Origin of the sequence: Bradyrhizobium sp. CCGB20 (assembly GCF_024199855.1) — a bacterium.
In the GTDB taxonomy this organism is placed as follows: Bacteria; Pseudomonadota; Alphaproteobacteria; order Rhizobiales; family Xanthobacteraceae; genus Bradyrhizobium.
The window spans coordinates 1-13281 of sequence record NZ_JANADN010000001.1; the positions used below are offsets into that span (position 1 = coordinate 1).

Below are 13281 nucleotides of genomic sequence, written 5' to 3' on the forward strand. Positions count from 1 at the left end.
ATGAACACATCGGAACAAGATCGCTGGTCTCGCGTGAAGGGTCGGCTGCGCACGAGCGTTGGCGAGGACGTCTACACGAGCTGGTTTGCCCGCATGGATCTGGAAGGCGTGCAGGAGGAGAGCGTGCGTCTCTCGGTGCCGACCCGCTTCCTGAAGAGCTGGATCCAGGCGCATTATGCCGAGCGCGTGCTGTCGTGCTGGCAGGCCGAGATGCCGGAAGTGCATCGCATCGATCTCACTGTTCGCTCTGCAGTGCGCCCGGTCGTGCAGCAGAAGGAAGCGCCTGCGCCGGTCGAAACGCGCCGCGCGCCTGCGCCGGAGCTGCGCTCGACGGCGACCGCGCCGGTCTCCGCAAATCACGACGCGCTCGGCGGCTCGCCGCTCGATCCGCGCCTGACCTTTGCAAGCTTCGTGGTCGGCCGCTCCAACACGCTGGCGCATGCCGCCGCGCGTCAGGTCGCCGAAGGGCGTCGCGGCGACCCCGTCATGTTCAACCCGCTCTACATCCATGCGGGCGTCGGCCTCGGCAAGACGCATCTGCTCCAGGCCGTGACCTGGGCCGGCAATTCCGGCAACGAGCGCAAGGTGCTGTACCTCACGGCTGAAAAATTCATGTACGGCTTCGTCGCCGCGCTGAAGACGCAGACGGCGCTCGCCTTCAAGGAAGCACTGCGCGGCATCGACGTGCTGGTGATCGACGATCTCCAGTTCCTCCAGGGCAAGTCGACCCAGGCCGAGTTCTGCCACACGCTGAACGCGCTGATCGATGCCGGCCGCCAGGTGGTGATCGCGGCCGACCGTCCGCCGTCGGATCTCGAAAGCCTCGACGATCGCGTGCGTTCGCGCCTCGCCGGCGGCCTCGTGGTCGAGATGGGCTCGCTCGGCGAAGATCTGCGGCACGGCATCCTGAAGTCGCGCGTCGCGGCGGCCCGCACCCATCATGCGACCTTCGAGGTGCCGGAGGAGGTGTTGACCTATCTGGCCCGCGCCATCACCCATAACGGCCGCGACCTCGAAGGCGCGATCAATCGTCTGCTGGCGCACTCGAAACTCAACAACCGGCCGGTGACGCTGGAGATGGCCGAGCACGAGGTGCGCGATCTGATCCGCCCCTCGGAGCCGAAGCGGATCAAGATCGAGGACATCCAGCGCGTGGTGGCGCGGCAGTATAATGTCAGCCGTTCCGACCTCCTGTCCTCGCGCCGCACCGCCAACGTGGTCCGTCCGCGCCAGGTGGCGATGTATCTGGCCAAGACGCTGACCCTGCGCTCGCTGCCGGAAATCGGCCGCCGCTTCGGCGGACGCGACCACACCACGGTGCTGCACGCCGTGCGCAAGATCGAGGCACTGGTCAACAAGGACACCGCGCTGTCCGAGGAGGTCGAGTCGCTGAAGCGCCAGCTTCAGGAATAAACGCCTATTTCGTCCCTTCTCTTCACCTCTCCCCGCTTGCGGGGAGAGGTCGGATCGCCCCCGGCGATGCGAAGCATCGTCCGGCGCGATCCGGGTGAGGGGGACTCTCGGCGTGTCCAACTCTCACCTCCCCTGCGGAGACTCCCCCTCACCCCAACCCTCTCCCCGCAAGCGGGGCGAGGGAGCAGACCTGCGCCAGGGCGGCGGTCTTCGTTTTGGGCTGTAAATCGTGGGGAACCACCCCCCAATCCCTTGAAACGGATGGCTTTCCGCGCCACCTTGCGCGACCCTGACGGCTTTGGTCATATCGGCTGGATGATCCGGCTGTCCGGGTCTTCGGTGCCGTGGCGCGCGTCCCGCCGCCCGGCTTTTCCAAATTTGTGTTCCTTGGGGATCGGGCGAGTAGTGCAATGAAGGTTACGGTCGAACGCGCGCAACTCCTGAAGTCGCTGGGTCATGTCCATCGCGTGGTCGAGCGCCGCAACACGATTCCGATCCTCGGCAACGTGCTGGTCCGCGCCGAGAATGCCAAATTGTCGCTGAAGGCAACGGACCTCGACCTCGAGGTGACGGAGACGCTTGCGGCGGAAACCGCAACCGCCGGCTCCACCACCGTGCCGGCCCACATGTTCTACGACATCGTGCGCAAGCTGCCGGATGGTTCGCAGATCGTGCTGGAGGCCGACGGCGACCGCGCCGTGCTGGCGATCCGCGCCGGCCGCTCGCGCTTCACGCTGCAGACCCTGCCGGAGAATGATTTCCCGGATCTGGCCGCCGGCGACATGTCGCACTCGTTCAATCTCGCCGCCAAGGACGTCAAGCGGCTGATCGACCGCACCCAGTTCGCGATCTCGACGGAAGAGACGCGCTATTACCTCAACGGCATCTATCTGCACGCCGCGGGCACGGCCAAGGCCGCCACCCTGCGTGGCGTCGCCACCGACGGCCACCGCCTCGCCCAGCTCGACCTGGTGCAGCCCAAGGGCGCCGACGGCATGCCCGGCGTCATCGTGCCGCGCAAGACGGTCGGCGAGGTGCAGCGCCTGATCGAGGACACCGAAGCCGAGATGACGATCGAGCTGTCGCAGGCCAAGATCCGCTTCACCATCGGCAATGTGGTGCTGACCTCGAAGCTGATCGACGGCACCTTCCCCGACTATGGCCGCGTGATCCCGCAGGGCAACGACAAGGAACTCGTCGTCGACAAGAAGGACTTCGAGAACGCGGTCGACCGCGTCTCCACCATCTCCAGCGAGCGCGGCCGGGCGGTGAAGCTGTCGCTGTCGCCGGGCAAGCTGGTGCTGTCGGTCACCAATCCGGATTCCGGCAGCGCGACCGAAGAGCTCGAGGTCGAATACGCCTCCGACGCCCTCGATATCGGCTTCAACTCGCGCTATTTGCTCGACATCGCCGCCCAGATCGAGGGCGACGTCGCCACGCTCAAGCTCGCCGACCCCGGCTCGCCGACCCTGGTCCAGGACCGCGACGACAAGAGCGCGCTGTATGTGCTGATGCCGATGCGGGTGTGAGACCTTCCGGCCACGCCACGCACTAACTACATCCGTCATGGCCGGGCTTGTCCCGGCCATCCACGTCTTGGGGAGCCTTAAGAACGTGGGCGCCGGCAATGACGAGCTAAAATGACCCCCTCCCGCATTCATCGCCTGACGCTGACGCATTTTCGCAATTACCGGGCGGCGGGGCTCGAGACGGCGGCTGACATGGTGGCGCTGGTCGGGCCGAACGGGGCCGGCAAGACCAATTGCATCGAGGCGATCTCGTTCCTGTCGCCGGGACGCGGCTTGCGGCGCGCGACGCTGGAAGACGTCGCTGACAACCAGGGCGACGGCTCTTGGGCGGTCTCTGCGCAGGTCGAGGGCGCGCTGGGGCTTGCGACGCTCGGCACCGGCATCGACGCGCCGCGCCCCGACAGTACGGTCAGCCGGCGCTGCCGCATCGACCGCGAGCCGGTCAATTCGGCGACCAGCTTCGGCGACCACATCCGCATGGTGTGGCTGACGCCGGCGATGGACGGGCTGTTCATGGGCGCCGGCTCCGAACGGCGGCGCTTCTTCGACCGCCTTGTGCTCGCGATCGACAACGAGCATTCCAGCCGCATCAACGCGCTCGAACGTTCGCTGCGCTCGCGCAACCGCCTGCTCGAGACGCGCAATTACGACGACCATTGGTGTGACGCGATCGAGCGCGAGACCGCCGAGCTTGCTGTCGCGGTCGCGGCGACGCGCGGCCAGACCGCGGCACGCCTCACCGGCATGCTCAACGAGCGCGCGCAGGCTTCCGCGTTTCCATCGGCGCAAATCGCGCTCGACGGCTGGATGGAGAATGCGCTGCTGAGCGAAACCGCGACGTCGGTCGAGGACCGCTATCGCCAGATCCTGCGCGATAACCGCCCGCGCGACGCCATCGCCGGCCGTACCACCGACGGTCCGCACCTCACCGATCTCCAGGTGATCTACGCACCGAAGAGCATGCCGGCGCGCGATGCCTCGACGGGCGAGCAGAAGGCGCTGCTGATCGGGCTCGTGCTGGCACATGCGACGCTGGTGGCCGAGATGACCGGCATCGTGCCGCTGCTGCTGCTCGACGAGGTCGTCGCGCATCTCGATCCGAACCGCCGCGCGGCGCTGTTCGACGAGCTGCGCAAGCTCGGCGCGCAGGTGTGGCTGACCGGCGCTGACCCGGCCGCCTTCGCCGAGATTGGCGCAGGCGGCGAAGTCTTTGACGTCGAGAGCGGACGAGTCTCCGCCCGTCGCTAGACCTCGCGGTTGAACCCGACGGTTTCCCTTCGCGACTAGCTTTTTGAGGGCGCGGCGATGCGTGTCGCAGCCCTTGCCATCGCGCAACGGATGACGCGCGATATCCCTGGAGAAGCGAGATGCGGACGGTAAGGACCGGGGCGCGAGTCCCGGCAGGATGGCTGGCGTTTGCGTGCGGCCTCTTCCTGCTCGCAAGCTGTATGCTCGCGGCGAGCGCCAGCGCCTGGGTGCCGCATCTGTCGCCGCTGTTCTCCGGCGCGCTCACGCCGGATCCCGACACCAAGCTGCCCGCGCCGACCCGTTACAGCTACCGAGGAATTCACACCACTGTGGTGAGCGGCATCGAAGCCCCGCTCCGCACCAGGCTAGAGGCCACCGTGCCCGCAGGGCTCGGCGACGTGCTCGCCTTCTACCGCACTGAGCTTGGAAAGCTCGGCTGGCAGGAAAAGCCGGATGGCGTGCTGATCACCGCCGATCACGCGCAGCTCGCCTTCGCCTCCCCGCTCGGACCGGCGGTGCTGGAGCTCGGCCGCAAGGACAGCAGCACCGTGGTCAATCTCGTGCAGAAGAACTCGGATACGGCGACCAAAGCCAACGTCATGCCCGAACCGGGGCAGGCGAAAATGGTGTTCAGCAATATCGGCGAGAAGGAAGCCGTGCTCACGATCTCCGAGCGGACCATCAGGCGCCCGGGCGGCGCCCACGCGGTGGCGCTGGATCTGCCGCCCGGCAAATATCCCTACGAGCTGAGCGTGCCGGGTCGTCCGGCCTACACCAACAGCCTCACCGTAGCCGCCGGCGATTCCTGGGAGCTCACGGTCGGGCGCGACGGCGAGGCCTGGTCGCCGCTCCAGCTGTATTGAACCTCGCAGGTTCCTGCCGCGACTTCTGGTTTGAGGCCGCGCCGACGGTGTCGCAGCCTGCAAATGCGCGCGACCCCCGACGGAGCGCGAAATCCAGGAGTTTTGACGATGTCGATGATCCCGCGCGGGACGCAAGTCCCGGCCCGCTGGCGGCTGCTTGCATGCGGCCTCGTCCTGATCGCGAGCTGCTCGATCGCGGCGGCCGCTGACGGCGGCGTCGTCGACGTCCACGCGCTGCCGAAGCTGGAGGGCGCGGTGGAAGACAGCTCGCGCCCGGAATCCTGGCGCCTCGAATATCGCATGCCGACGCCGGAGGCCGTGACGGCGCCGGCCGTGAAGAAGCTCCTCAGCGCCGACGGCTGGGTGCCTTATCTGCGGCCGCTGGAGGAGAAGAACACCACGCTGAACTTCAAGAAGGGACGGCAGGGCCTTTCGGTCTATCTCACACAGGGTCTCGGCCGTCCCGACCAGTCCATGGTGCATTATTCGAGCGACCGGATCTATTCGAACGTGCCGTTCCCTGACGGCGCGAGCGACATCATGTTCGATGGCACGAGGCCCTATCTCGGCTGCATTGCGCCCAGCGCGCTCGATGCGACGTCGGATTTCTTTGGCCGCGAGATGGCTGCGATCGGCTGGCAGAAGCTCACGCAGGAAACCGCTGCGCGCTGGACGACCAGCCTGGATGAGACCGTTCCCAATGGTTTTCGCGCGTTCTACGCCCATCCGGACAACGAGGCGACCGGCTTCTACCGGCAGAAGCCGATCATGCTCACGCTGACGCGCCGCGACGACGGCCGCACCAATGTCGACATCCGCGTCGCGCCCTTCGCGCTGCCCGGCGATCTCAAGGCCGATAGCGATCTTGCCGGCCTGCCGCGGCCGAATCCGACCAAGACGGCGAGGGGCCTCGGCAGCGCCGACTCCAACAAGCGCGAGATGTCGGCCGCCGCGATGGCCGAGCTGCCGGCGGTGCTGGCCTTCTATCATCGCGAGCTCGCCGCGCGCGGCTGGCAGGAGGACGGCAGCGCGCCGCTCGCACCCGGCGATGAGGTGGCGATCAAGGTCTCCACGGCCGAGGAAACCGGCGTGCTGCGGCTCGGTCGCAAATATGATTTCACCATGATCAGCCTGAACGTGCAGGTGAAGGAGTCCGCGCTTGCCGCCCGCGCCAGGGCGAAAAAGGAAGCCGATGAGAAGTTCCTCGGCGATGCATTAGGCGCGGCCAAGCAACTCATCGCCGCCGACGAAGCGCGACGCAAGGTGCAGGCGGCCGCGCTGTCCGACGCGCCGCTCAATGCGCTCGCCGACAGCAAGACGCCGGTGCCGCTGCCCGAAACCGCCGAGGGCGTGAAGTTCGAAGGCAGCGACGGCCGGCTCGAATTTTCCTCGACCTCGAGCGTGAAGGCGCTCGGCACCTTCTATCGCGCATCGCTGAAGAATCTTGGCTGGAAGGAACAGCCTTCCGTCATCAACCAACCCAACATGGCGGTGATGGCGTTCTCCAAGGCCGGTAAGTCGATCTCGATGACCGTGATGCAGATGGGTCCGAAGGTGAATGTCAGCGCCAACGGCACCGGCCTGATCGTGGCCGCGGCAAAGCCGGCCGAGACGAAATCGGCAGAAGCCAGGCCGACAGAAGCCAAGGCGACAGAATCCAAGCCGGTGCAGGCGAAATCGACCGAGCCGCTCAAGCCCGATCCCGACTCCGCCCTGCCCGTGCCGACGCAGCGCAGCTCGAGCGGAATCAGCTCGACGAAATTCCCCGGCAGCGACCAGTCGTTCCGCAAGGAGCTCGAAGCCAGCATCCCCGCCGAGCTCTCCGACGTGCTCGCCTTCTATCGCGCCGAGCTGACCAAGCGCGGCTGGCAGGAAAAGGCTGACGGCGCGACCGTCACCGCCGAGCGGGCGGAGCTGGCGTTCACCTCGCCGGAGGGACCGGCCGTGCTGAAGCTCGGCCGTGCCAGGGACGAGACCACGGTCAGCCTAGTGCAGCGGAATCCACAAGCAGCGGCAAAAGCCGACATCATACCGAAAGCCGGACAAGCGAGGGTCATGCTCGGCAATATCGGGCCCAAGGAAGCGTCGCTGACGATCAACCATCAGACCGTCAAGATCGCCGCCGGCGCCGGCGGCCCGCAATCGCCGAAAGGGCCGATGCTCGACCTGCCGCCCGGCAAGTACCAATACGCGCTGCGCATGCCCGGCCAGCCCGCCCGCACCGACACCCTCACCGTTGCCGCCGGCGATGCCTGGGGCCTGCTGGTGGGTCCGACCGGCGAGGTGCTGCCGCTGCAAATGTATTGATCCCGCCTGGGCCTGTAACGGCCAGGTCGAACCCATCAGGTTCACGGGGCGACTAGTCGTCTGGAGGCGGCGACAGTGTCGCAGCCGCTGCATCGCGCGACAATCAAGGCGCGCAACATCCCCGGAGAGTGGGCATGACGACGGTAAGGCGCGGGACGAAAGTCCCGGCACGATGGCGGCTGTTGGTGTGCGGCCTCACTCTTCTTGCGAGCTGCTCGCAGGAGCCGCTGACCGCAGCAGATCCCCACGCCGACATGCCCGTGCCGAAGCGATCCAGCCACACAGGAAGCTTCACCAGCAAGTCCGTGAACGGCGTCGAAGCCCCACTCCGACTTGAGCTCAAAGCCACCGTGCGGGCGGACCTCGGCGACGTGCTCGCCTTCTACCGCGTGGAGCTCGGAAAGCGCGGCTGGCAGGAAAAGCCTGAAGGCGCGGTGGTGGACGCCGAGCACGCTCAGCTCGCTTTCGCCTCCCCGAAGGGGCCGGCCACCCTGAAGCTTGGCCGCGCGAAGGACGAGACCACCATCAACCTAGTGCAGCGAAATACGGAGGCCGCGGCCAAGGCCAATTTCCTGCCGATGGCAGGACAAGCGAGGCTGATCTTCGGCTTTCTTGCGCCGGACGTTGCCTCGCTCGTGATCAACGACCAAACCATCAAGATCGCGGGTGGCGTCAATCACCCACAAATGCTGGATCTGCCGCCCGGTACATATTCGTACGGGCTGCTGCTGTCGGGCCATCGGGTGCGCTCTGACACCATTACCGTGGCCGCAGGCGAGACCTGGTCCCTCAGGTTCGATGACGACGATAAGAAGTCGGACCAGATCTACTGAACCCGGTGGCCGGTTCCGGGGCGCCGCGGCGCCTCGGAGCGCGCTTCTCCACCCCGCAAAATCCACGCCTTTGAGGACCAAAAACAGGACCTCGAATCGGGCTTTTTTCAACGCCCGGAATCGGCCTTCAAACGCCTTGAAAATCTGTTAAAAGTCCCTATCTGATCAAAGGGTTGCCGGAAGATACTTTGCGCTATGCGCAAGCCCTCTTTCGTGGCACAAATAGCTTTCAAATCAGCGCCTTTTGCGCCGCTGATTCGGGCGACATCTCGAAGGCCTCTCATGACAGAACCTGCTCGGCAGACACCTGCCGAAAACGAGCCCTCAAATCCGAGCGATTACGGGGCGGAATCGATCCGCGTGCTCAAGGGTCTCGATGCCGTCCGCAAGCGTCCGGGCATGTATATCGGCGACACCGACGACGGGTCGGGCCTGCACCACATGGTCTACGAGGTCGTCGACAACGCGATCGACGAGGCGCTGGCGGGCCACGCCTCGCGCGTCGACGTCGTGCTCAATGCCGACAATTCCGTCACCGTGCGCGACGACGGTCGCGGCATTCCGGTCGACATCCACAAGGGCGAAGGCATCTCGGCGGCCGAGGTCATCATGACCCAGCTCCATGCCGGCGGTAAGTTCGACCAGAACTCCTACAAGGTCTCGGGCGGCCTGCACGGCGTCGGCGTCTCCGTCGTCAACGCGCTGTCCAGCAAGCTCGGCTTGCGCATCTGGCGCGACAACAAGGAGCATTACATCGAGTTCGCCCATGGCGATGCCGTCGCACCGCTGGTGGTGGTCGGCGACGCGCCGGGCAAGCGCGGCACCGAGGTGACGTTCCTCGCCTCGACCGAAACCTTCAAGAACATCGAATATGATTTCGCGACGCTGGAGCACCGGCTGCGCGAGCTCGCGTTCCTCAATTCCGGCGTCAACATCGCCCTCTCCGACATGCGTCACGCGGTCGAGAAGCGCGAGGAGATGCACTATTCCGGCGGCGTCGAGGAATTCGTCAAATATCTCGACCGCAACAAGAAGGCGATCGTGCCGGCGCCGATCATGGTGCGCGCGGAAGCCAACGGCATCGGCGTCGAGGCCGCGCTGTGGTGGAACGACAGCTACCACGAGAACGTGCTGTGCTTCACCAACAACATCCCGCAGCGCGACGGCGGCACCCATCTGGCCGGTTTCCGCGGCGCGCTGACGCGCCAGGTCAACGGCTATGCCGAGGCCAATGCGAAGAAGGAAAAGATCGCACTGACGGGCGACGACTGCCGCGAAGGCCTCACCGCCGTCTTGTCGGTCAAGGTGCCTGATCCCAAATTCTCGTCGCAGACCAAGGACAAGCTGGTGTCCTCGGAGGTGCGTCCCGTGGTCGAGAACGTCCTCAACGAGGCGCTCCAGGCCTGGTTCGAGGAGCATCCGAGCGAAGCCAAGATGATCGTCGGCAAGGTGATCCAGGCCGCCGCCGCGCGTGAAGCCGCGCGAAAGGCGCGCGAGCTGACGCGCAAGAGCCCGCTCTCGGTCTCCTCGCTGCCCGGCAAGCTCGCCGACTGTCAGGAAAAGGATCCGGCCAAGTCCGAACTCTTCATCGTCGAGGGTGACTCGGCAGGCGGCAGCGCCAAGCAGGGCCGTAACCGCGAATTCCAGGCAGTGCTGCCGCTCCGCGGCAAGATCTTGAACGTCGAACGCGTCCGCCCCGACAAGATGCTGTCGAGCGAGCAGATCGGCACGCTGATCACCGCGCTCGGCACCGGAATCAGCGACGAGTTCTCGGTCGAGAAGCTGCGCTATCACAAGATCATCGTGATGACGGACGCCGACGTCGACGGCGCTCACATCCGCACGCTGCTGCTCACTTTCTTCTACCGGCAGATGCGCGACATCATCGACGGCGGCTATCTCTATATCGCCCAGCCGCCGCTCTATAAGGTTTCGCGCGGCAAGTCCGAGCAATATCTGAAGGACGAGCGAGCGCTGGAAGACTATCTGATCGACGCCGGCCTCGACGATTGCGTCTTCATTCCCGGCACCGGCGGCGACCGCACCGGCCGCGATCTGCGCGCGCTGGTCGACGACGCCCGCGTGGTCCGCAGCATCCTGCGCAACCTGCACAGCCGCTATAACCGCAAGGTCGTCGAGCAGGCCGCCATCACCGGCGTGCTGAACAAGTCGGTCTACGGCAATCCCGAGAACGCCACGGCCGCGGCGCAGTACATCGCAACCCGGCTGGACAACCAGGCCGAGGAGGTCGAGCGCGGCTGGGTCGGGCAATACGTGGAAGGCCAGGGTTTCCAGTTCGAGCGCACCGTGCGCGGCGTCAAGGAAGCTGCCGTCATCGACGATGCGTTCCTGGGGTCCGCCGAGGCGCGCAAGCTCGACGAGTACACGACGAAGCTTCAGGACGTCTATGCCCGCTCCGGCAAGCTGCGGCGGAAGGACAGCGAGCACATGGTCCACGGACCGGTCGACCTGTTCGAGGCCGTCACCGAGTCCGGCCGCAAGGGCATCTCGCTGCAGCGCTACAAAGGTCTCGGCGAGATGAACCCCGAGCAGCTCTGGGAGACGACGCTCGACACCGACGTGCGCTCGCTGCTCCAGGTGAAGGTCAAGGAGGTCGACGAGGCCGACGACATCTTCACCAAGCTGATGGGCGACGTCGTCGAACCGCGCCGCGACTTCATCCAGGAAAACTCGCTCAGCGCGACGATCGATATCTGAGGCGGTCGAGTAAGCGGAGATTGGCGGGCGATCCCGCTGCGGCCATCCTTCGGGACGCCCGCTTTGCGGGCTCCTCAGGATGAGGTCTGGCTTCGCGGGGAAGGTCCTAAACTCTCATGGTGAGGAGCGCCGCTTGCGGCGCCCCTGAACCTCACCACCCGCCCTCGCGACGAAGTGGCATGAACCCGTTGGGCCAATTCCGGCCGGGAAGCGTCGCGCCATGACCGCCTCTGCAACCACCAGTTCCGCCGTGCCGTCCCGCCGGCTCGGCATCATCGGCAGCATTGTCGGTGTGCTGGCGCTGATGGCGGCGGTGTTGCCGCACTGGGTCGTACCGATGGTGTTTCCGCCGCCGCCGGCGGACCAGGTGATCGTCGACACCGGGCATCGCATCAAGGACCGCGTCATCGCGCGAGTGAAGGGCATAGAATATCAGGCGCCGAAGGTCGAGAAATCGGCCGGACGAAGCTGGAGCGAAACGGCCTCCGTCACCGCGATCTCGCTCGGCCTGCTCGCCATCCTGCTCTCGGTCCTCTCGCTGATCTTCCGGGAGGAACGCCTCCTCGCTGCTGTCGCCGCCACGCTCGGCACCGGCGCCATCGCGATCGAAATCTCCTTCGTCATGATCGGCGCGCTGATCCTGCTCGCGATCCTCTATGTGGTGGGGAATATCATCGGGCTGCTCTAGGGCCGCTTGCCACAAGCTCAGACCCTCATCCTGAGGAGCCCGCAAAGCGGGCGTCTCGAAGGATGGCCGCATGCGAGAGCCGGGACTGCATGGTTCTCCCAGTGATGCGAAGCATCGTCCGGATCCGCGCGTTCCGTGCTCCTCACCATGAGGAATTGGCAGCCTCCCCAGGACTGACGGACGAAGCTCGAACCACGGCCGCCGCAATTGCTACCGCGCTCAAATCTCTGTAGTTTCCGCCCGAAACAGCCCGCCCCACCCAACAGCACAGCGAGTATCCACTTGGCGCCCATCCAGTACATCGTCGAGGGCGGTCACCGGCTCTCGGGCTCGATCGAGCCGTCCGGCAACAAGAATTCGGCGCTGCCGATCATCGCGGCCGCCCTGCTCACCGAGCACCCGGTGACGCTGGAGAACGTGCCGCGGATCCGCGACACCGAGACCCTGGTCGAGCTGGTCCGCTCGGTCGGCGCCTCGGCCGAGTGGACCGCCCGCAACACGCTTCACATCCACGCCAAGAGCATCCGCGCCGCCGATCTCGACCCCGAGCTCTGCGTCCGCATCCGCGCCTCGATCCTGCTCGCGGGGCCCCTGCTCGCGCGCTGCGGCGAAGTGATGCTGCCGCCGCCCGGCGGCGACGTCATCGGCCGCCGCCGCCTCGACACGCATGTGCTCGCGCTCGAGCAACTCGGCGCCAAGGTCACCGCGACCGACCGGCTTGAATTCCGCGCGGCACGGCTGGCCGGCGCGGACGTGTTCCTGGACGAGCCGAGCGTCACCGCGACCGAGAACGCGCTGGTCGCGGCGGTCGCCGCCGACGGCGTCACATATCTGCGCAACGCGGCCTCCGAGCCGCATGTGCAGGACCTCGCCAATTTCCTGGTCGCGCTCGGTGCGAAGATCGAGGGCATCGGCACCAACACCATGACCGTGCACGGGCCGGCGACGCTCGGCGGCGCGACCTACCGGATCCAGCCCGACCATATCGAGGTCGGCTCGCTGATCGGGCTTGCGGCCGTGACCCGCTCCCCGCTTCGCATCGTGCGCGCCGGCGTCGAGCATCTGCGTTCGATCCGCATGGGGTTCGAACGGCTCGGCATCGTCTGCCGCATCGAGGGCGACGATCTCATCGTGCCCTCGAACCAGACGCTGAAGATCCAGGACGATTTCGGCGGCCACGTGCCGAAGCTGGAAGACCAGCCCTGGCCGGCCTTCCCGGCCGATCTGATGTCGATCGCGATCGTCACCGCCACGCAATGCGAGGGCGTGATCCTGATGTTCGAGAAGATGTTCGAATCGCGGATGTTCTTCGTCGACAAGCTGATCGCGATGGGCGCGCGGATCGTTCTCTGTGATCCTCATCGCGCCATCATCGCAGGGCCCAGCCGGCTGCGCGGGGCATCGATGATCTCGCCCGACATCCGCGCCGGCATGGCCATGCTGCTCGCTGCGGTCTGCGCCGAAGGCACCTCGACCATCAACAATGCCGACCAGATCGAGCGCGGCTACGAGCGCATCGACGAACGGCTGAACGCGCTCGGTGCGAAGATCAAACGCGTGCCGGAGAGGAAGGGCTGAGAAGACCTTCTTCCTTCTCCCCCGGTGGGAGAAGGTGGCGCGAAGCGCCGGATGAGGGGTTCTCTCCGTTTGCAAGATTGCTTGTGAGGATAGAGACCCCTCAC

At 66.0% G+C, this 13281-nt stretch carries 9 protein-coding genes; all 9 read left to right on the plus strand.

Features of this window, described 5'->3' with window-relative positions:
• Positions 1-1413, plus strand: a 1413-nt coding sequence (dnaA, locus tag NLM15_RS00005; RefSeq protein ID WP_254114617.1) for a chromosomal replication initiator protein DnaA, incomplete at its 5' end; no start/stop codon positions are given.
• A gap of 410 nt (positions 1414-1823) precedes the next feature.
• Entirely contained in the window at positions 1824-2942 is a 1119-nt protein-coding gene (gene dnaN, locus NLM15_RS00010) for a DNA polymerase III subunit beta (RefSeq protein WP_254114618.1), read from the plus strand.
• A gap of 111 nt (positions 2943-3053) precedes the next feature.
• Positions 3054-4190 (plus strand): DNA replication/repair protein RecF, encoded by a 1137-nt coding sequence (recF, locus tag NLM15_RS00015; RefSeq protein WP_254114619.1) that lies wholly within the window; start codon positions 3054-3056, stop codon positions 4188-4190.
• Between the two features lie 119 nt (positions 4191-4309).
• Positions 4310-5053 (plus strand): hypothetical protein, encoded by a 744-nt coding sequence (locus NLM15_RS00020; RefSeq protein WP_254114620.1) that lies wholly within the window; start codon positions 4310-4312, stop codon positions 5051-5053.
• A 108-nt stretch (positions 5054-5161) separates the two neighbouring features.
• Entirely contained in the window at positions 5162-7360 is a 2199-nt protein-coding gene (locus NLM15_RS00025) for a hypothetical protein (protein WP_254114621.1), read from the plus strand.
• Between the two features lie 134 nt (positions 7361-7494).
• The gene (locus tag NLM15_RS00030) at positions 7495-8193 is read left to right on the plus strand and encodes a hypothetical protein (protein WP_254114622.1); all 699 of its coding nucleotides are present in this window, start codon (positions 7495-7497) and stop codon (positions 8191-8193) included.
• Between the two features lie 282 nt (positions 8194-8475).
• Positions 8476-10911: a DNA topoisomerase (ATP-hydrolyzing) subunit B gene (gene gyrB, locus NLM15_RS00035; RefSeq protein WP_254114623.1), complete on the plus strand. Its 2436-nt coding sequence runs from the start codon at positions 8476-8478 to the stop codon at positions 10909-10911.
• A gap of 220 nt (positions 10912-11131) precedes the next feature.
• On the plus strand, positions 11132-11599 hold the full coding sequence (locus NLM15_RS00040) for a hypothetical protein (protein WP_254114624.1): 468 nt from the start codon (positions 11132-11134) through the stop codon (positions 11597-11599).
• Between the two features lie 282 nt (positions 11600-11881).
• Positions 11882-13177, plus strand: coding sequence for a UDP-N-acetylglucosamine 1-carboxyvinyltransferase (gene murA / locus NLM15_RS00045; RefSeq protein WP_254114625.1), 1296 nt, complete (start codon positions 11882-11884; stop codon positions 13175-13177).
• Positions 13178-13281 lie beyond the last annotated feature (104 nt).

Coding starts and splice junctions, on each gene's coding strand:
- dnaN (WP_254114618.1), top strand. CDS start 1,824: ATGAAGGTTACGGTCGAACGCGCGCAACTCCTGAAGTCGCTGGGTCAT.
- NLM15_RS00030 (WP_254114622.1), top strand. CDS start 7,495: ATGACGACGGTAAGGCGCGGGACGAAAGTCCCGGCACGATGGCGGCTG.
- recF (WP_254114619.1), top strand. CDS start 3,054: ATGACCCCCTCCCGCATTCATCGCCTGACGCTGACGCATTTTCGCAAT.
- NLM15_RS00040 (WP_254114624.1), top strand. CDS start 11,132: ATGACCGCCTCTGCAACCACCAGTTCCGCCGTGCCGTCCCGCCGGCTC.
- NLM15_RS00025 (WP_254114621.1), top strand. CDS start 5,162: ATGTCGATGATCCCGCGCGGGACGCAAGTCCCGGCCCGCTGGCGGCTG.
- NLM15_RS00020 (WP_254114620.1), top strand. CDS start 4,310: ATGCGGACGGTAAGGACCGGGGCGCGAGTCCCGGCAGGATGGCTGGCG.
- gyrB (WP_254114623.1), top strand. CDS start 8,476: ATGACAGAACCTGCTCGGCAGACACCTGCCGAAAACGAGCCCTCAAAT.